Here is an 18,852-nt window from a genome sequence, read left to right as displayed (position 1 = left end):
AGAGCGGTATTTTAATTAGCTTAGCTTAAAACTTACTGAATGTTTGAGCGATTTGATTACAAATTATCGAGTGTTTACTCAAAGTTCATAATCATCCCCATTTTTGGCACGATAACAGGCTTTTCCTGCTGGTTGTTGCACGCCATGATAAAAGCTCATCCACAGTTTTTGTAGCTGGGTTTTAGTCTTTTTACCAACCACAGATGCCAGTGGTGTTTCTACGATAATATCTTCGATATGGGCGCTATCAAATTGACCGAGCATTCCGGTGCGATTGAAAGTAATTTCAATATGTAAGCCATCGTCCTGTTTTAACAAAATAGCCTCTGGCGCTTCACGGTGACCACATAGCGCGACGAATTGGCTACAATTTTTTAAACCACAATGGGTGCCGTTGGCAAAAAACGCAAGCAGGTGATTGTAGTAAACCACATAGTCTGTCACCTCCATGTGTGAGCCAAACTCTAAAGGACATTGTTCATCAAGATACTGTTTTGCCAGCATTGACTGTTGCGCTTTCGTATCGTCAATTGGTTGCTCTGTATGCGGTTGTAATTGCGCTGCCATGATCCACCTCACTTGTTCATGTTGTCATAAATTGGGAAATATATTCTGGTTGTTTCGTGTACATTTTGAGTGTAAGTTAAATATTCAAATAATTTCACAAAAAGAATTTCACAGTGTGAATTTCACAAAAATGGGGTGTGAAATCATGGCAAAAGTTGCAAGCTTAATTAGAAAGTCCCACTTTTTGGGTACTAAAATAAGAAATCTAAGAAAGCGTAACCATCTGACTTTAGAAGACTTATCGGCTAGGTGCGTTAAGCAAGATCCAGCCAGCGCGCCTTCCGTTTCCTACCTATCAATGATTGAAAGAGGACAGCGTACGCCAAGCGAAGCGATGCTCGAAAATTTCTCTACTGTATTTCAAAAGCCGGTTGAGTGGTTTTTAGATAGTCAACCAGAAGCGCCGGAGATTGCGCCAGATAAAGGCAATTTCGGTGGGATAGTGGGGATGGCTTTAGAGCCCAACTTTCTATTTGCCAAAGAGATATTACAAATTGCGATCCCAGAAATGCTATCCCAAGCGGGGATCAGTGGTAGGCAGTTTGCGCACCTTTTGATCCGCGCCCACCAAGAGCACCATCAAAACCACTTTCCTGATTTAGAGCGAGCAGCCGATGAAGTGGGAGGTAAAAATCTCTATCTCAGTTGTGATGACCTCATGGCAATTTTGCTAGCAAAAGGTCGAAAAGTGGAGTGGTTTGAGCAATCTTCGCCTGACGGAGAGGGGATGATCACTTCTTATTTCAAAGAGCCAAACATGGTGTTTATAAATCGCGCGTTGCACGCACATCCCGCGAGAATGAAATACGATTTAGCCGTTCATATTGGCCATGCAGTGCTTCACAATAGTGAAGGGTTAGAATGTGTACTCACTACTGGAGAAAGTCGTAAAAGTAGCGATAACCCCGATCATGATACTCCTAATGCTCAAGATATTTTGAGCGCGTGGCAGGATTTTGAATCGAGCTTCTTCGCAGGGGCCTTATTGTGTCCCCGTACACCATTTCGGCAGTTACTCGAAAGCCGAGGTTACGATGTGCGCGTCCATGAGCAACTTGGTATTTCTGCTTCCGTCGCAATGCGCAGAATGACATCGGTTTCACCTTATCCACATTGGCATTATTTTGATGCTTATCAAGCAGGGAAACTCAAGGCGGTGTATCGGGGCAATGGTATTCCTTTACCTTGGGGTAATATGCGTAGCGTTGCCGATCCGTGTCAGCACTGGGCCGTATTTCGTAAATTTCATGATGATAGTAATAGTGCCAGTGCTCAGCTTTCGATCCTGAACGTCAATGGTAAACCGCGTCTGTATTGCTGTGAGTCAGTAAAAATCGTTGATGTGGCGAATCGTCCAAGGGTGCTGTGCGCGGGTCTTGATCTCAATCCTGCTATTAATGCACAAGGGATTGATGCTGACGCCTTGATTGGAGAGTTGCAACAAGCTTGTATTAGCCATGGTGGCGCGAGCGTGGTGCCCTATCATATGAAAACCCAATTACTCCGTGTTGCCAAGATTTTAAATATCCAGTGGATTGAAAGAGGGCTTGAGGGCTCTGTTCGGGTGATTTGTACCCGCGGAAAAAGCTGTCCAAGAAAGCCGAGTTGTTATGTCGAGAGTCCGTAATTGACGTCACTCGATGATTGTTTTGTTGAGCTTTTGATAATAAAAGTTGAAAAGGTACGCGTTGCATGCCATATTTTTTATGCAGGTTGTTTACATCTGCTTAATACTCATTCTTTTAACTGTCATCTAGGAGACGTAAATGTTCATCTACAACAAACAACGCCCTAGTGATCTGCATGAATGTTCCGTTAATTACCACTTGAGTGAGTGGTTCGACGAATAGCCACACCTGAATTTCAATTCTATTCCCACCGACAAGTTGTTGGGTGGGTTTTATCACGTTCCGTATCAATGCGAATGTAAACCCTAACGCTAATTGCGTTTAGGTTTTTCAAAAAACCAAATTAATAATACCAGTTGTATTAAGTAAATGATCTATCTTGAAGCGGGGAAATAGCTTTAGTAGCAAGGCAAAAATTTTGCTATTTAGTTGTTCTAAATGAGAAATTTTTAACGAAGCTAATATGCTATTTCACCCTTCAAACTGATTAGAGAATTAATTCAATTGGTATAAGGCTCACTTCTGCGCTTTTGGCCATCGTCATCTGTGTATAAGTTGCTGTGGGCGCTTAGTGCAAAATACGGTGTGCGTCAGCGTAACTTTGCAATGCAACGGTACGGAACATAGAAATATATATCATTCAGGTAAATACTATGAAAAACAATAACATTCTATTTGTATCACTAGCTGCTCTAATGCTTGTTACAAGCCATAGCTATGCTTGCTCAACGACTGAAACTGAATCTAACGACAGCGAAGGTAATGCCAATAGTGGAGTGTGTAATAACACGACAATTAGCGGCGAGTTATCCAGAGGTGATATCGACTGGTTTACTTTTGATGTGGCGGCGTCAGGTTCGATAGATATCTCGCTAGACCATAGCTCTGGTGATGATTTTGACTGGTTCTTATATCAAGAAACAGGCTCAGCAGTTGTCAGTAGGGAAACGAGTCAAATACCAGAAACCGGGAGCTTTTATGCTGAGACTGCAGGTACCTATTATGTAAAGCTAACGCGATATAGTGGCTCTGGTTGGTATGATTTGATTGTGAATTTTGTCCAAGGTGAAACTCCTCCGCCGCCAACTGGAGAGTGTAATTACGGTATTCGTCCGTCAAAACCTGGGGCATTAAAGGCGTATCTTGCTGGAAATAGCTCAGACACTTGCAACACGCTCACACCGGATAACGGTGCCACGCTCTTAATGGGCGGGGGAACCGATGTTGATAATGCCTTTAGCCAAAGAGTAGCTCCTCATATTGGTAATGGTGCTGATGTGGTGGTACTGCGTACTTCTGGCACGGACGCGTACAATGATTACTTACTTGGTCTAATGGCCGCTGATTCAGTTGAGACGTTAATTATTGATTCTGTTAGTAAGGCTAATGACCCTTATGTTGATTGGGCTATTCGCAGTGCCGAGTTTGTCTGGTTTGCTGGAGGCGATCAGTCTGATTATCTAAATAAATGGCAAGGAACTTCTGTCCAAAGCGCGGTGCAGCACGTTTTTGATAAGGGAGGTGTTGTTGGTGGTACATCAGCAGGAATGGCGTTACTGGCCGACAGTATTTACGATCCGGATGGTGTGCTCGGTGCTATCTCCAGTGAAGTAGTAACCGGTTTTTGTCACGAAACACTGAATTTTAGTAGTCGGTTTGTTTCTATCCCCATGCTAGACAATGCGCTAACAGACACGCACTTTGCTGAGCGTGACAGAATGGGACGTGCAGCCGTATCTTTAGCTCGCCACAGTAGTAACTATTTTAATATTGCAGCGAGTGAAGCAACATCAATTTTCATCAATAGCGAAGGCGAAGGGATCGTGGATGGCAGCGCTGAAGTTTATATTCTCAAAGAAACAGCACAAACTAAAAGAACAGCACTTGCTTGCGGTCAAGCAGTACAATATCAAGACTTTTTGCGAGTTAAAGTGTTGCCGGGGCAGAGTTACAACATCTACACCCACACACATAGTAGCGGTGAACTCGCGGCCTCCATTAACGGAAACTTGAGTAACTTTTATTTACCCAATAACCCTTATTAAGCGGCTAAATACAATTACTTTTCTGACTTAATATTAGCCAAAACCCAATACCGTTGTCGGTATTGGGTTTTATATCCGGAGTAAAAGCACCGTGCTAGAGTCGGGTGATATTTTTGATCTATGCATTTAAGTTAGTTCATTTCTAATTCCAAGTTCAGATGAAATAGTAATTTTGTCTATTTAACTTTGTGCACTATTGCTGTAAGTTACGCCGACTAATTCTGAGTAAAGGTCGGTATTTTGGAAATTCGTCAAGTAGTGGGTTCGTTAACACAAGTCTATTTTAATTTGGTGCAAGCATATGAAGCTGAGTTTTCAGTGTTGACGGAAAAATTACCAGATAGTAACGGTTTATTTCAGATAGATACGCCAATAGACGAACAGCACCTTGGCTACTTGGCATATGAAAATGGCCACCCGGTTGGCTTTATCAATATTTTTAAAGCGCAAAATACCTTTGAGGTGTGTGAGTTTTATATTGTGCCTGCAGCGAGAAAACGCAAACTTGGTTCTTCGTTTATGTCCAAAATATGGCAAATGTATCCTGGGCATTGGCAAGTCAAGCAAATTCAAGGCGCAGAGCACGCGATCAATTTTTGGCGCAACGCATTGACGTTAAACGGTATCGACTACAGCGAATCTCAATATCAAGACGACTATTGGGGTGTCGTAAATAGACAAGTCTTTACCGTGTAATGGGTGTATTTCGATGAAGGCATAATATCTAGGTGATGTTATGCCTTAGCCATTATTAGATTTTACTTCTAATTAAATCCCTGACGAGTAATCTGGCTGGGTGGATTGCCTGATGTACTCGCTCGCTTAAAGGCCTTGCTTCGCCAAGTAGAGTTGCAACTAAGTGCTCAGTAGCAAGTGGAGCACTGCACAGTCCTCTTGCGCCAAAACCGGTAACAATATGAATTCCTTGATAGGGTAGTGCTGGCTTCCCAAAACCGTAGTGTTTTCCCTTCCTTAAATTAGCAAAGGCCGAGCAAAACTCATCGTTATGCTGGACTTGACCAAGCATAGGCAAATGATCGTTAAAACAGCAACGTACTGCGGCTTTTGCTGAGGTGATCTCGCCAAGACTCGCGGCTAAATCCGTGTCTTTATAAAAGCGTTCAAGCTGGGCGCGGTTAACTGCATCATCTTCGGCTTTCACCTCTCGGCTTTTGCTATTTTTTTCAAATGTCGCACCCATACAATGCTGCCCATTCATTGCGGGAGTAAAGTACCCTTTATGGCAAAGTACGGTATTGAGTTTTTGTGATTCTTCTCCAGCATCAACATGAGAGACCTGACCGCGAACGCCGTGTATAGGAATATGTTTGGTTTGCTCGAATCGGTCAGAGTGCTCACCGCCACAGACAAAAACATCTGAAAACGGCCCAAACGTATTATCTTCACTGTGTAACAGCCAGCCGCACTCAGTTTTTTCAAGCTTTTGTATATCAGTATTAAAATGAGTCGAAACCGCTTTGAATGCGTGAGCTGCATCAAACACCGCTTGCGTTACCTCTGCCGGGTTTAGCCAGCCTGCCTCTGGAATATAAAGTCCACCGTAGGGCAGTGTGGTATTTGCTATGACTGAAGCCTGCTTGGCATCAACGGCATGAATTAAGTCATGCGGCCAAGTTGCCTTTTCAGCTAAGTTTTGATGCTGCGCTTGTTTGGCTTCACTAACGGACTGCAAGAGTACGCCACACCAATCGTGTGCGAAGTGGTAGCCTGTATTTGCAATATGCTGATAAAGGCGCTTTGCATATAAAAAGCTGTGGGCGTATAGCTCGCTCGAGGGGGTGTGATCTGCTTGCAGATTTGGATATAGCGCGCCTTGACGATTGTGAGAAGCACCTTTGGCTAACGCGTCGTCTTGACAAAAAAGTGTTGCGCCAAGATCACGTTTACTAAGGTGATACAACAAACAACTTGAGGCAATACCGCCGCCAATAATTGCGATACTCTCTAGCTTACGCGGTGTGGTGCTGTAATACGCTGGAGTATTGGAGTTTTTATTGGCACGGCTCAGCGTTCCGACCACCATTTCGCGTTTGCGACCATACCCTTTGACTTTTTTGCACGCAAAGCCGGCGTCTTGTAGTCCCCTGCGGACAAAACCCGCTGCGGTAAATGTTGCTAAAGTAGCGCTATCTCGGCTCATATTGGCCATGGCATCAAATAAGCTTTGTTGCCACATATCTGGGTTTTTACTCGGAGCAAAGCCATCTAAAAACCAAGCATCGACAAATCCGGTTTGTTCAAAACTTAGTTGTGGTAAGTTATCGTGAATATCACCAAACCATAAATCTAAGGTCACTTGACCATCATCAAACTCTAGGCGATGGCACCCTTCAAGGGCCATCGGGTATTGTTGGCAAAGTTTTTCGGCGAGTGGGGCAAGCGTAGGCCAAGCTTGTAGCGCTTTAACTAAGTCATCAATATGGATTGGATATTTCTCAAATGAGACAAAGTGGAGTTGGTTAACACATGCGTCTTTGCTACGCTGGTTGAAGTGATACCAAGCGTTGAGAAAGTTTAATCCAGTACCAAAACCAGTTTCTGCGATGACAAATCGGTCTTTGCCATGATTTTGTAACCGCTCGTCGATATGGTTCTGAGTATAAAAGACGTAATGTGACTCAGCTAACCCATCATCGTTGGAAAAATAGACATCGTCAAAACTATCGGCAACAGGGGTACCAGCATCGTTGAAGTGTATTTGAGCGTTTTTTATCATGAAAGACTCTATGTTCGACTATTTGGGAACTATTTTACTGTCTTTCGACTCAATAGTCTGGTTGCATTTTTAGTTATTTAGGTTCAGAGTACATGTGTACGCTGGAAAGCTGACCACTTGGCGCTAAAATTCAGCGTATACTACGCATAATTTGTAATATCGAAGGGAATAAACCCATGAGAAGAGCCGTTATTACGGGGATCGGTGTTGTTTCGAGCATCGGCAACAACAAGCAAGAAGTTTTAGAGTCATTAAAAACAGGTAAGAGCGGTATTGCTTTTAACCAAGAATTTGCAGACTACAACCTACGTAGCCAAGTGTCTGGTAAAATAGATATCGACGTAAAATCTCTCGTTGACCGTAAGGCACATCGCTTTATGGGGGACGCGGCAGCGTTTTCTTATATCTCGATGGCGCAAGCAATTGAAGATTCAGGGCTATCAGAAGAGCAAGTATCAAACGAACGTACAGGCCTTATCGTAGGTTCTGGTGGTGGTTCGTCTAAATACCAAGTTGAAGCAGCTGATATTCTGCGCGAAAAAGGCGTTAAACGTGTAGGGCCTTATATGGTTCCACGCACCATGGCAAGCACGACTTCTGCGTGTTTGGCAACACCATTTAAAATTAAAGGTGTGAACTACTCAATCAGCTCTGCATGTGCAACATCTGCACACTGTATTGGCAATGCAGTTGAACAAATTCAACTAGGCAAACAAGATGTTATTTTTGCAGGTGGTGGTGAAGAGCTACACTGGACGCTCGCGATGGAATTCGATGCCATGGGTGCGTTGTCAACCAAGTACAATGAAACGCCTGAGCGCGCATCACGTACGTACGATGCAAATCGTGATGGTTTCGTCATCTCTGGCGGTGGCGGTATTGTGGTAGTTGAAGAGCTAGAACACGCACTTGCTCGCGGCGCGCACATTTATGCTGAAATCGTTGGCTATGGTGCGACATCAGATGGTTACGACATGGTAGCACCATCAGGTGAAGGCGCGGTACGTTGTATGAAACAAGCGATGCAAGGTCTTGACGCACCGATTGACTACCTAAACACGCACGGTACTTCAACACCAGTTGGTGACGTGAAAGAGTTAGGCGCTATTCAAGAGTTGTTTGGCGATAATTCCCCAGCTATTAGTGCAACTAAAGCAATGACAGGCCACGCACTCGGTGCGGCTGGCGTGCATGAAGCGATTTACTCTTTGCTGATGCTAGATAATGACTTTATTGCACCATCGATCAACATTGATGAACTAGATGAGCAAGCACAAGGTTTAGACATTGTAACTGAGCGCCGTGATGGACCGCTTAATACTGTAATGTCAAACAGCTTTGGCTTTGGTGGTACTAACGCAACACTTGTGATGCAAAAGTACAAAGGTTAAGCGCTTTACGCTTAATCTTATATCAAACACAAAAAAGCAGGCTAAGCCTGCTTTTTTCGTTTTGTTCGTATATTAAAATAAATTAACGTACATTGTGTTTCATCAAACGTTCTTTATCACGTGACCAGTCACGGTCTTTAATATCAGCACGTTTATCGTGTTGCTTTTTACCTTTTGCAAGATAGAACTCGAGTTTTACCCAGCACTTTTTCCAGTACATTGCTGTGGCAATCAGAGAATAACCATCACGCTCGGTTGCACCGATAAGACGTGAGATTTCACGTTTATTTAGTAGCAGTTTACGATAACGAAGCGGATCACATATCACATGTGTAGAAGCACTATTTAACGGCTGAATTTGACTAGCCAACAAATAGGCTTCGCCGTTTTTGATATGGATGTAAGTATCTGAGATATTGACTTTACCGGCGCGGATACTTTTTACTTCCCAGCCTTGTAATTCGATACCTGCTTCGAACTTTTCATGTAGTGAATACTCATGACGCGCTTTTTTATTTAGCGCTATGGTATTGCTATTTGATTTACTTGAATTTTTCTTTGCCATAATGGCTTAGTCTACCTATAAATCCTGTTTTAAGACAGCGCTTTTTCATTAATGTGTCGTATTTTTACTTAGTCAGTGGCTGCAAACAAGATAAATCTGCAAAACCTTGGTAAAATCCTCGTATTAAGATTTGGAGTGTCTATGCCACAGATAGAAAAAAGTGCTTTGGTGATGTATAGCACCAAAGAAATGTTTGAATTAGTCAATGATGTTGACGCCTATCCTGCATTTCTACCGCATTGCTCAGATGCAAAAGTTATCAGCAGTGATGATGAAGGGATGACCGCGAGTCTAGAAATTTCGAAAGCCGGCCTAAAAAAGTGGTTTACCACAAAAAATGAATTTGACGGCAATCGAGTAAAAATGTGCCTAGTAGATGGACCATTTAAGTCTTTAAATGGTTATTGGGAATTTACCGCGCTTGATGAACAGGCTTGTAAGGTGAGTTTAAAATTAGAGTTTGAGTTCGCGAGCAAATTAATTGAGATGGCGTTTGGCAAGCTATTCAATGAAGTGGCCAAGAATATGGTGTCTGCGTTTACCCAGCGAGCCAAAGTTGTTTACGGAGCGAGATAATGATAAAGGTTGAAGTGGTATTTGCATTGCCGGACAGCGCGACGTCATTGTCGGTTGATGTGCCTGAGGGGACGTCTGCTGAGCAAGCGGTATTACAGTCAGGTATTTTAGAAAAATGCCCAGAGATAGATGCGAATGATTTGACGCTCGGGATCTGGAACCGCACGGTAAAATTACAGCAAGTCGTCAGTGATGGTGACAGAATCGAAATCTATCGTCCGTTAATTGCTGACCCGAAAGAAGCGCGCAGGCGCCGTGCGGAAAAAGCAAAAGAAGAAGGTCGTGCAAGCAAAGTTACCGGTGGACGACCTGTCTCTTTAGGAGATAAGGAATAATTAACCTGAACTTCGGATAGTTAATGCCTTTCTAGCAGCCAGTTTTAGCGCTAACTGCGTTGAATTCACTTCCAATAGCCAACTATTGGTGCGTAAATTCGCCTTGTTATCCCTAAAACTCTCTGGCTAGATAAGGGTATAATTTAATGTGGTATTAAAAACAATGAGTTAGCTCATTCCTTATCCAAACCTCAGGCTAATTAAAAAAGGGGAAATACCTTTCCCCTTTGACTACGAAATAATGTGTGCCCTTTGACTCTATGAGTCTAAAGGTGTGTTAAATTCTTCTGGCTCTTCGAAGTCGCCGCTTACGTGGACTAGTTTGTCATTCTCGAAATAAACGCTAAATGACTTTCGGACCTCAGAGTCTCTGTCAATATTAAATACGTATTGGTAATGCCAGACATTGTTATTAAAAGTGTCTTTTGCAAGTGGTGTACCTAGTACATATAGCACTTGCTCTCTGGTCATTTGGACGCGAAGCTTATCTACATCTGACTGCTCTAAGAAATTACCTTGTGGCACGTTGATGCGATAAATCCAGCTTGAACAGCCAGACATAAACACCGTCATAACTACAGCACTGAGCCAAACAGAAAGGGTTTTATTAGACAGCATGAAATTGTGTATCCTTATTATCAGTTGTTTGCATGATACCGATTGCACAGAGAAGGTAAAGTCTCTTAGCGGAATTGGACTGCACTAAGTGTAAAAAGTTCGTACATAAGTTGCAATAGTCATCATGTGCAACACAAATTGTAGATAAGATCTTGAGGAGAACCACGAAGTGCTAGGAAAGATGTTACTTAGCGAGCCCAATAAAACGGAACACCAAGCTACTTGGAGCTTATATATCCTAGAAACGCGCTTTGGTCATTGGTACACAGGAATAACAACCAATGTAGAACGGCGCATAGAGCAGCATCAGGCTGGGAAAGGGGCAAAAAATTTAAAAGGTAAAGGGCCCTTAACGTTAAAATACCAATATCGAGTCGGTACTAAATCCCAAGCTGCAAAACTTGAGTGGCATGTTAAGCAGCTTACAAAAGCACAAAAAATTCAGCTAGTAGAGTCAAGTGGTGAGCGAGTTAATGACAAAATAAAGTCATTGATGAGATTTACCCCTGCCTGATACTTATTTAAATCCATATTATCTAATGTATCTCTTGTAGTGTGATGATGTTTATCTTCACCCATACCGAAATAAATATAGGGGATCCCTTGGCGATAAAAGGCGTAGTGATCGCTTGCTTTGTGCCAATCAATTCTTGGATTATTTGTATAACGCTCAATTTGTCGTTGTGACGATACTATAGTCAATTTGATTTGAGATTGTGCCTTGTTCTGGAGCTCAGTTTTATATTCCTTAAAACCCGGTGAAAACAACGCAAATAAATGGTTGTTGTTATTTATCCCTAACATATCGAGGTTGATATTGAGTTCAACTTCCTGAGTAAGGTGTTTGGCATAATATTTTGCACCATGTAAGCCGCGCTCTTCAGCATCGGTGGCGACAAACAATATATCGCGAGCGCGATTTGTTTTACTGAGTTGCCTAGCCATGTGTAACATCGCAGCTACGCCAGATGCATTATCATTGGCGCCTGGATAATGTCTCTGTCCAGTGGTTCCTAAATGGTCGTAATGCGCACTGATAACAATGGCCTTGTCACAACGAGGTTGGGTGCAAGGCAAAGTCGCTGTGATGTTGTGACCTGCGTCTTTACTAAAAATACCGGCTCTAAAGGTAAAGTGCTGATAGCTCGGATTTCCACCTAATTGCTCAAAAGCAGCAAAAATATATTGTGCACTGATGTTAGGCGATTGGGCTCCACTTTTACGGCCTTGGTGACTAATGCTCGTAAGTGTTTGAAGATCCTGCACCAATATATTATCAACATGAACAATACTTGGATGTTGCGTTTGCGCCACTGCACTCGTGGTACATATCGCGGTTAGCATCATGCCAAGTAGTTTGAACGGGAGCTTCTTCATTGTTATTGTTATCTCTCATCGTCGTCTGTGGAATGTAACTGGTTGCTTGCAACACCTCTCAACAAGGCTAATTTGCCTTCGTAGCGTGTTTTGTCGTGCTCGAAGACAGATGCTTTGTATGCTTTATTGAGGTAGTACTCTGCTTTTTCTCTATTCCCTTCTTCAAATGCAACTTTTGCTAATCCAAAGAAACTGCCGTGAATACTATGGTCGAGTTGATAAGCTTTTTGATAAAAATGCTTAGCGCGACTTAAATTTCCATGCTTAAACGCTTCATTACCCAACACTAGCATATAATAGGGATTGCTCTTTCTTAAGTTGTGAATATTGGCTTCGATCATTTTTGCTTCGTGGTCACGCTCTGTGAGGTGGTAAAGTTTTGCAAGATTGCCTAGTGCGTTTCGATTGTCATGATTAATGGCAAGTGCTTGGTTATATGCGCGCTCAGCAAGGTCGTACTGTTGAGTTAGGCGATATAGGATCCCAAGATTACCCCATGCGCCATCGTGATAGGGATCGCTCTCTACCGCTGCTTTGTAGTAACTGTAGGCCATGTCAAGGTCGCCATTAATCATTTCCATGGCGCCTTTGTTGTTATAAAACATGGATAAGATAGTGTTTGTATCTATTGCCGATGTACTAAAATGTTGTGCTCTGCTATTAGGGTCAAAGTCTACGGTAACGGAAGCGGGTTTGACATAGAGTGTTTTTACAGAATCTTGGGTATTATCCACTTCAAATATTTTTATGTTTACGTGCCCTGTAAGCAAGCTGTAGCCTTGGCTCTCATCCCAATATTCGGGTATGTGTACACGTTGAAATTGTGTTCTCAAACCCACTTGTCTCGCGATAGCATGGGTTAAAATTGAAAGCGAAAGACAATTGGCATTCATATTACTAAAAGCTTGGTTGGCAGTGAGATTAGCACCAGATAAATATGACATTGAATCGTCGCCACTATTGACCAAAAACGCCATCAACATTTTTGCGCGTTTAACGCCAATTTCGTCGTTATGAAAATATTGCGCGAGTTTTGCTTTAATTTGATTGTTTAGCTGAAATACCTCTGAGTATGACTCTACAGGCTGGATATTAAATTGATGCTTTGAATTGAGAATTGACGTGTCTATCGTCGCTTTGGGAGTGCTATTACAGGCACTAAGTAAAACACTAAGCACAATAATAGAGAACTGAATTACTATCTTCATACAACCTCCAGATTGGGCATTCGGCTGACTTTTAGTTATGGCTTCATTGCTTACCTTTGGCCCTTACTATTATTGAATTTAGACTATAATTGCAAAATTTGCGCGGTGTGATTGTTACACCATGTAACAAAGAGACAATGTGAAAGGGTAAGCCTACAAGACGAAACGTGCAGGCTTACTTTAGAGTTGAACAAAGGTTAAAAGCTCGCGACGAGATCATCTAGCGCTTTTGCTGATGCAGCAAGACGTTGAATTGCTTGTTCCGTGTCAAGTTGCTCGTTCATCACGGCATCGCTTATTTCGCTAATTTGCTCGATGTTGCGGCCGACGTCCGCGACGACATTACTTTGCTCTTCTGTCGCTGTTGCGATAAGCGCGGTCATGTCATTTATTTGATTTGCGGTTTCCGATATTTCCAACATTAACTCCACTGACGATTGCATCGTTTGAACACTTTGCTCTGCTTGTTCACTGGATTGTTGGATTTGGTTTACGACAGCGCCAGACACCTGAGTTAATTCAGATATCGTTGCTTGGATTTCGTCGGTAGATTGTGATGTACGGCTCGCAAGCGCTCTCACCTCATCTGCAACGACGGCAAACCCACGGCCATGCTCACCCGCACGCGCAGACTCAATCGCGGCATTGAGTGCAAGCAAGTTGGTTTGCTCAGATATGCCTCTGATCACATCAACGATGTTGGCAATGGACTGTGTTTTTTCGGCCAATGTAGCGACTTGACCTGCCATATTTTCGATGTCACCAGCAAGTAAGTGAAGTGTTTCTTGGCTTTCTTGCACACCTTGACGGCTGCGCTTAGTTGACGCTTTACTTTCTTCTGTTAATTTTGCCGTGTTGGTCGCGCTGCTTGCTATCTCTTGTACTGTCGCACCCATTTCATTGATTGCCGCGGCAACAGACATAGTTTGAGACTTTTGTTCATCCAGAGACTGAGAGTTTTGCTGGCTCTGTTTAAACACGGCTTCGCTCGTCACGCGAATTGAACGGCTCTCTTCCGCAACCATGTGGATAGCTTCTTCGATCTTAGCCATAAACTGGTTGAAGCCGCCAGCCAAAGCATGAAGTTCAGGTTGTGCTGAGTCTGGTAAACGATAATTGAGTTTTGCGTCGCCGCTGCCAAGTTGTTCAAATAAATCCGCCATCTTTTTAAGTGGCGCGCTTAAGTTTTTAGCCAGTAGCATACTAAAAAAGCTCGCCACTAGCGCAATCACCAGCGAAAAACCAATGATTTGCCACTGCAAAGAAGTGATCCCACTATTGATTTCACTGGTTGGCACTTGGGCAATAACAAGCAAATCTGTGTTTGGAATTGGGCTCGCTGCAACTAAATTGGTTTCGCCACCCACTTCCAACTCTTTAACGATAAATCCATGTGTGGAGGTAAAATCGCGACTGTGCTGGCCGTAAAAGTCTTCAATTGAGGACTTTGCGACTTTGCCTGCATCTGGGTGCAATTGCACCGTACCTTGCCTATTAATGACGAAAACAAAGCCACTTTGCTCGATTTTCATATTAGCAAGCATCGCCTGCATATCATCAATACTTTTCGCAAGTCCAGCTAAACCAACACCGCTTAGTTGTTGATGGTTTACAAACATTTTTACATCGCCCGGCGCTTCTTGATAGATACTAATAGAGTATGGCGAGCCACTAGTGGTAAAGCCGAAAAACCAACCATCCTGCTCTCTATTTAGTACTCGCAGAAAGCCGTTTTGATTCCAATATTGATTGGTTTCGCGGTTAGCCCAAGAAGCCGTAACTAAGTCATACTGCGCCGCAATACGCTTGAGTTCGTTGACAAGAAGTTTTTCGTCCAAAGTATTTTGCTTGGCACTTTGGGTGATTAATAAATTGCTTGAAAGCTGCTCGGCTGCATTTTTCAACGTGTCTATCTGCTTGCTTAATGATTTATTGATACTTTCTATCTTGCTTGGCAATTCAGATTGCATCATGCGTTCATTGATGAGCGTTTTGGCGCTGTAAAGCGAGGTAAACCCGATTAAACAAGCGACAGCAATCGCAATGAGACTACCCAAAAGGGTAATTCTTTGAGTAATTGTTAAACCTGTGTTTTGCATTCGATTTGTGTGTGTAATCCCGTGGAACCGATTATTCTAGCATAGTAAATAACCAGCTCGGAACAAGTAACAATCCAAGTCACAAAAAAATAATTTTGGTTTATAAAATAAAGTTAATCTCAGTATTTAGTGTTAACTGTATTTGAGTTAAATGGGTGGTTATGTTGAGAAACAGAGATAAAAGGCCACAATCTCAGGGTGGAAAGTGGCCTTGGTTACTAACAAGCGAACTAGTTTGCTATATTATTGACGCAAATTTATTTCTACTTACTAAACAATCTTTTTCATATCTGACATGTAACCGCGAAGAATTTCACCTATTTTCTCTACCGGATGGTTACGGATCGCACGGTTTACAGCGATGAGCTTTTGGTTGTCAGCATAATTGTCACTGTCTAACAAGCCTTCACCAATCTCACGTTTTGTGATTGATTCCATAAATGGCTTCAATAGTGGTAGACATGCGTGATTATACAGGTAGCAACCATATTCTGCGGTATCAGAAATAGTACGGTTCATCTCGAACAGCTTTTTGCGCGCAATGGTGTTCGCGATTAGCGGCGTTTCGTGTAGTGATTCGTAGTATGCTGATTCATCAATAATGCCTGCTGCTGTCATGGTTTCAAACGCTAGCTCTACACCAGCTTTGACCATAGCAACCATCAAAATACCTTGGTCGAAGAAAGTCTGCTCTGAAATCTCAGCATCAGTATTCGCTTGCTTTTCAAACGCGGTTTGTGCGGTTTCTGCACGCCATGTAAGCAATTTATTGTCGTTTTCAGCCCAATCAGCCATCATACCTTCTGAAAACTCACCACTGATGATGTCGTCCATATGCTTGTTGTAGAGCGGGCGCATGATGTCTTTTAGTTGCTCACTCAGTTCAAATGCGCGTAACTTAGCGGGGTTAGACAGTCTATCCATCATATTGGTGATACCACCGTGTTTTAGCGCTTCAGTGATGATCTCCCAGCCATATTGTACGAGCTTTGATGCATATCCAGGTTCAATGCCTTCTTCTACCATTTTGTCAAAGCATAGTAATGAACCAGTTTGCAACATACCGCATAGGATGGTTTGTTCACCCATTAGATCTGATTTTACCTCAGCAATAAATGATGACTGCAATACGCCAGCACGATGACCACCGGTTCCCGCCGCATATGCTTTAGCTTGCGCGAGACCTTTACCCTCAGGGTCATTTTCAGGGTGAACTGCAATCAGCGTAGGTACACCAAAGCCGCGTTTGTACTCTTCACGCACTTCTGTGCCAGGACATTTTGGTGCAACCATGATTACGGTGATATCTTCACGCACTTGCATACCTTCTTCTACGATGTTGAAGCCGTGAGAGTAAGCAAGTGTTGCGCCTTTTTTCATTAACGGCATGACTGCGTTTACAACAGAAGTATGTTGTTTGTCAGGCGTTAAGTTTAGAACCAAATCAGCTTCAGGAATGAGTTCTTCATAGGTGCCAACTATAAAGCCGTTTTCAGATGCATTAAGAAAAGATTGACGTTTTTCTTCAATTGCTGAAGGGCGTAGTGCGTAACTGACGTTCAAGCCAGAGTCTCTTAAGTTTAGACCTTGGTTCAAACCTTGTGCGCCACAACCAACGATGACCAGTTTTTTACCAATCAGAACGTCGACACCTTGTTCGAATTCTTTTGGATCCATGAATTCACATTGAGAAAGCTGAGCTAATTGCTCACGTAAAGATAAAGTATTAAAGTAATTCGACATGATATTTCCTGATTCTGTAGAAATAGATTGAAGTCAGAGTAGGGCGAACTTTTGATTGCGTAAAATGATATATTTGAACTATAGTGTTTCAAAAGGTGAAATACTATGAATCACAAACAACTTAAATATTTTTTGGCACTTGCAGATACGCTGCATTTTTCTCGGGCAAGTGAACGCTGTTTTGTAAGTCCTCCAACATTAAGCCGTCAAATCAAGCAGTTAGAAGAGGAAGTTGGCGCGCCTTTATTCCTACGAGATAATCGCACCGTTGAGCTGACTCAGCAAGGCAAAGCGTTTGTTCATTACGCGCAAGCGACATTAGCAAGCTGGCGGCAGTTTAAGAGTGAATGCGTTGACGATGATAAGCCTTTGACTGGTGAGCTGAGTTTATTTTGTTCCGTGACCGCGACTTACAGTTTTATTTATGACCTTTTTTCCAAGTTTCGCCATCTGTACCCTCAAGTAGAGTTAAATCTTATTACCGGCGACCCCGCGCATTCAATAGCAGAAGTGGCCAGTGGTAAGGAAGATGTCGCGGTAGCTGTGAAGCCAAAACATTTACCGAACGGTATAGAGTACTTGCCAATCGGCCGTTCGAGATTGGTGTTTATTGGCCCAACGATGGACTGTCCGCTTAAGTCTATTATTGATGAATATAGTCATAGTGAAGTGCCGTGGCAGAGGCTGTCTTTTATTATGCCAGAGCAAGGCGTGTTAAAAGATCGAACCGATAACTTTTGCAAAAAACACAATTTTGTTCCTAAAGTTTATGCGCATGTTTCGGGTCATGAAGCTATGGTTGCGCTCGCGAGTTTAGGGTTTGGTATTGCGTGTGTCCCCGAGATAGTAATTAGTCAAAGTCCATTTAAGAATCAAGTTCAGCTTTTACAGCTTAGATCGGATGAAATTGAAATTGGACTTGTAACTAAGAATAAACGGTTATATGACCCAGTTGTTAAAGCACTTTGGGATACGGCAAAAGGATTATTTACGCTGTAAAGCATCCATTCAGGTTGCGTGACTACACTGTGTTCATCCATGTTGAATGAATGAGGTGCGTCCGTGTCCACTATCTTGGTTGCACAAAGCAATAACAATATATTGACATCACAACAAAAAATGCTTGAAGAGCAAGGCTATACTGTTGAGTTGTTGAGGGAATTAGGTCAATTGAACGGTTTTTCAGGGAAATCTATTAACGGTATCGTGCTTGATCAAGCTATCGCATCCGTACCAACCTGCGATTCAATCAGCCAATTTAGACAAAGATTTAAAGCTCCCGTGATCGTCAGTCTTGACAGCGATGACGAGGATGTTCACAGCCTGTTTTTAGAGCTCGGTGCTGACGAAGTTATTTCCAAAGACGCAAAGCCTAGATTATGGCGAGCTCGACTTGATGCAGTGTTAAGAAGGCAAGCTGCAAACTCGCAGTTTGACGATGAGCCAGAGCAATTAACCTTTGGCCAGCTGCATATCGACAAAAACACCAGGCGCGTGAGTTATGGGCAGGAGCGCATTGACCTCACAACCCATGAGTTTGAGTTGCTATGGTTACTTGCGAGCAATGGCGGCAAAGTAGTGAAACGTGACTTTGTATACGAGCAGATCCTTGGCAAATATTATCGCCCAGATACTCGGACAATAGACGTTCGCATCTCTCGCTTGCGTAAAAAGCTACACGATAATCCGAGTCGTCCAGAGAAGATCAAAACGATTTGGCGTCAGGGTTACTTATTTGTTACCGATGTTTGGAACTAAAAAGTAACAATTTGATTTAACGCAAAGATACTTCGGATTTTTCGAATGCTCAATTCGGAGAAATTTTTGAAACAGGTTTCTGAGACAAAGGGATAACGTCATTTTTATGATGTTATCCCTTTGTTTTATATGGAGTATCCGTATTCTCTTTCACAAGTGATAGCGCTGGAATAGTTAGCTGTTACGTAGCACTTTTAAAAAAATT

At 42.7% G+C, this 18,852-nt stretch carries 17 protein-coding genes; 9 read left to right on the top strand and 8 right to left on the bottom strand.

Going from position 1 to position 18,852, the window contains the following annotated elements; genetic code table 11:
• Positions 1-78: 78 nt before the first annotated feature.
• A complete protein-coding gene (locus EXT48_RS09705) occupies positions 79-567 on the bottom strand; it encodes a malate synthase (RefSeq protein WP_130164326.1) in 489 nt (162 codons plus the stop codon).
• Positions 568-712: 145 nt separating this feature from the next.
• Here EXT48_RS09705 and EXT48_RS09700 point away from each other — a divergent pair, with 145 nt between their 5' ends.
• The 3 genes from EXT48_RS09700 to EXT48_RS09690 all read left to right on the top strand — a co-directional run bounded on the left by EXT48_RS09700 (position 713) and on the right by EXT48_RS09690 (position 4,936).
• Positions 713-2,194: a DUF3612 domain-containing protein gene (locus EXT48_RS09700; RefSeq protein ID WP_130164325.1), complete on the top strand. Its 1,482-nt coding sequence runs from the start codon at positions 713-715 to the stop codon at positions 2,192-2,194.
• Positions 2,195-2,848: 654 nt separating this feature from the next.
• On the top strand, positions 2,849-4,240 hold the full coding sequence (locus tag EXT48_RS09695) for a pre-peptidase C-terminal domain-containing protein (RefSeq protein WP_130164324.1): 1,392 nt from the start codon (positions 2,849-2,851) through the stop codon (positions 4,238-4,240).
• Between the two features lie 240 nt (positions 4,241-4,480).
• Complete coding sequence (locus EXT48_RS09690; protein WP_130164323.1) at positions 4,481-4,936, top strand: GNAT family N-acetyltransferase; 456 nt, start codon at positions 4,481-4,483, stop codon at positions 4,934-4,936.
• 55 nt (positions 4,937-4,991) lie between these two features.
• On the opposite strand, the gene mnmC is transcribed toward EXT48_RS09690, so the two are convergent.
• Complete coding sequence (mnmC, locus tag EXT48_RS09685) at positions 4,992-6,977, bottom strand: bifunctional tRNA (5-methylaminomethyl-2-thiouridine)(34)-methyltransferase MnmD/FAD-dependent 5-carboxymethylaminomethyl-2-thiouridine(34) oxidoreductase MnmC (RefSeq protein ID WP_130164322.1); 1,986 nt, start codon at positions 6,975-6,977, stop codon at positions 4,992-4,994.
• A 176-nt stretch (positions 6,978-7,153) separates the two neighbouring features.
• On the opposite strand from mnmC, the gene fabB reads away from it, so the two are divergent.
• On the top strand, positions 7,154-8,368 hold the full coding sequence (gene fabB / locus EXT48_RS09680) for a beta-ketoacyl-ACP synthase I (protein ID WP_130164321.1): 1,215 nt from the start codon (positions 7,154-7,156) through the stop codon (positions 8,366-8,368).
• An 82-nt stretch (positions 8,369-8,450) separates the two neighbouring features.
• Here the strand turns inward: fabB and smpB are convergent, their stop codons facing one another.
• Entirely contained in the window at positions 8,451-8,933 is a 483-nt protein-coding gene (smpB, locus tag EXT48_RS09675; protein ID WP_010379116.1) for an SsrA-binding protein SmpB, read from the bottom strand.
• A gap of 141 nt (positions 8,934-9,074) precedes the next feature.
• On the opposite strand from smpB, the gene EXT48_RS09670 reads away from it, so the two are divergent.
• Positions 9,075-9,509 carry a type II toxin-antitoxin system RatA family toxin gene (locus tag EXT48_RS09670; protein WP_010379115.1) on the top strand — a complete coding sequence of 145 codons (435 nt, stop codon included), beginning with the start codon at positions 9,075-9,077 and terminating at the stop codon, positions 9,507-9,509.
• The gene (locus EXT48_RS09665) at positions 9,509-9,844 is read left to right on the top strand and encodes an RnfH family protein (RefSeq protein WP_010379113.1); all 336 of its coding nucleotides are present in this window, start codon (positions 9,509-9,511) and stop codon (positions 9,842-9,844) included. Before EXT48_RS09670 ends, EXT48_RS09665 begins: the two co-directional genes overlap by 1 nt.
• Before the next feature lie 258 nt (positions 9,845-10,102).
• On the opposite strand, the gene EXT48_RS09660 is transcribed toward EXT48_RS09665, so the two are convergent.
• Positions 10,103-10,462, bottom strand: a complete 360-nt coding sequence (locus tag EXT48_RS09660) for an outer membrane protein assembly factor BamE (RefSeq protein WP_130164320.1) — start codon at positions 10,460-10,462, stop codon at positions 10,103-10,105.
• A 181-nt stretch (positions 10,463-10,643) separates the two neighbouring features.
• On the opposite strand from EXT48_RS09660, the gene EXT48_RS09655 reads away from it, so the two are divergent.
• Entirely contained in the window at positions 10,644-10,976 is a 333-nt protein-coding gene (locus EXT48_RS09655) for a GIY-YIG nuclease family protein (RefSeq protein ID WP_045987601.1), read from the top strand.
• Here EXT48_RS09655 and EXT48_RS09650 read toward each other — a convergent pair.
• The 4 genes from EXT48_RS09650 to ilvC all read right to left on the bottom strand — a co-directional run bounded on the left by EXT48_RS09650 (position 10,904) and on the right by ilvC (position 16,889).
• A complete protein-coding gene (locus EXT48_RS09650) occupies positions 10,904-11,839 on the bottom strand; it encodes a M20/M25/M40 family metallo-hydrolase (RefSeq protein ID WP_130164319.1) in 936 nt (311 codons plus the stop codon). The two genes, EXT48_RS09655 and EXT48_RS09650, sit on opposite strands and share 73 nt — an antisense overlap.
• An 8-nt stretch (positions 11,840-11,847) precedes the next feature.
• A complete protein-coding gene (locus tag EXT48_RS09645) occupies positions 11,848-13,047 on the bottom strand; it encodes a tetratricopeptide repeat protein (RefSeq protein WP_130164318.1) in 1,200 nt (399 codons plus the stop codon).
• 197 nt (positions 13,048-13,244) lie between these two features.
• Entirely contained in the window at positions 13,245-15,146 is a 1,902-nt protein-coding gene (locus EXT48_RS09640; RefSeq protein ID WP_130164317.1) for a methyl-accepting chemotaxis protein, read from the bottom strand.
• A 270-nt stretch (positions 15,147-15,416) separates the two neighbouring features.
• Complete coding sequence (gene ilvC / locus EXT48_RS09635; RefSeq protein WP_039497351.1) at positions 15,417-16,889, bottom strand: ketol-acid reductoisomerase; 1,473 nt, start codon at positions 16,887-16,889, stop codon at positions 15,417-15,419.
• A gap of 105 nt (positions 16,890-16,994) precedes the next feature.
• On the opposite strand from ilvC, the gene ilvY reads away from it, so the two are divergent.
• The gene (gene ilvY / locus EXT48_RS09630; protein WP_130164316.1) at positions 16,995-17,888 is read left to right on the top strand and encodes an HTH-type transcriptional activator IlvY; all 894 of its coding nucleotides are present in this window, start codon (positions 16,995-16,997) and stop codon (positions 17,886-17,888) included.
• Between the two features lie 63 nt (positions 17,889-17,951).
• Positions 17,952-18,647 (top strand): response regulator transcription factor, encoded by a 696-nt coding sequence (locus EXT48_RS09625; RefSeq protein ID WP_010373828.1) that lies wholly within the window; start codon positions 17,952-17,954, stop codon positions 18,645-18,647.
• Positions 18,648-18,852: the final 205 nt, after the last annotated feature.

The organism is Pseudoalteromonas sp. CO348, from assembly GCF_004208845.1.
Classification (GTDB): Bacteria; Pseudomonadota; Gammaproteobacteria; order Enterobacterales; family Alteromonadaceae; genus Pseudoalteromonas; species Pseudoalteromonas maricaloris.
The sequence above is the reverse complement of the archived record's forward strand: the minus strand, read 5'-3'. Positions and strand labels throughout refer to the sequence as shown.

Excerpts from the sequence above, each read along its gene's own strand:
- EXT48_RS09705 (WP_130164326.1), bottom strand. The coding sequence starts at position 567 with ATGGCAGCGCAATTACAACCGCATACAGAGCAACCAATTGACGATACG.
- EXT48_RS09700 (WP_130164325.1), top strand. The coding sequence starts at position 713 with ATGGCAAAAGTTGCAAGCTTAATTAGAAAGTCCCACTTTTTGGGTACT.
- EXT48_RS09695 (WP_130164324.1), top strand. The coding sequence starts at position 2,849 with ATGAAAAACAATAACATTCTATTTGTATCACTAGCTGCTCTAATGCTT.
- mnmC (WP_130164322.1), bottom strand. The coding sequence starts at position 6,977 with ATGATAAAAAACGCTCAAATACACTTCAACGATGCTGGTACCCCTGTT.
- fabB (WP_130164321.1), top strand. The coding sequence starts at position 7,154 with ATGAGAAGAGCCGTTATTACGGGGATCGGTGTTGTTTCGAGCATCGGC.
- smpB (WP_010379116.1), bottom strand. The coding sequence starts at position 8,933 with ATGGCAAAGAAAAATTCAAGTAAATCAAATAGCAATACCATAGCGCTA.
- EXT48_RS09670 (WP_010379115.1), top strand. The coding sequence starts at position 9,075 with ATGCCACAGATAGAAAAAAGTGCTTTGGTGATGTATAGCACCAAAGAA.
- EXT48_RS09665 (WP_010379113.1), top strand. The coding sequence starts at position 9,509 with ATGATAAAGGTTGAAGTGGTATTTGCATTGCCGGACAGCGCGACGTCA.
- EXT48_RS09660 (WP_130164320.1), bottom strand. The coding sequence starts at position 10,462 with ATGCTGTCTAATAAAACCCTTTCTGTTTGGCTCAGTGCTGTAGTTATG.
- EXT48_RS09655 (WP_045987601.1), top strand. The coding sequence starts at position 10,644 with ATGTTACTTAGCGAGCCCAATAAAACGGAACACCAAGCTACTTGGAGC.
- EXT48_RS09650 (WP_130164319.1), bottom strand. The coding sequence starts at position 11,839 with ATGAAGAAGCTCCCGTTCAAACTACTTGGCATGATGCTAACCGCGATA.
- EXT48_RS09645 (WP_130164318.1), bottom strand. The coding sequence starts at position 13,047 with ATGAAGATAGTAATTCAGTTCTCTATTATTGTGCTTAGTGTTTTACTT.
- EXT48_RS09640 (WP_130164317.1), bottom strand. The coding sequence starts at position 15,146 with ATGCAAAACACAGGTTTAACAATTACTCAAAGAATTACCCTTTTGGGT.
- ilvC (WP_039497351.1), bottom strand. The coding sequence starts at position 16,889 with ATGTCGAATTACTTTAATACTTTATCTTTACGTGAGCAATTAGCTCAG.
- ilvY (WP_130164316.1), top strand. The coding sequence starts at position 16,995 with ATGAATCACAAACAACTTAAATATTTTTTGGCACTTGCAGATACGCTG.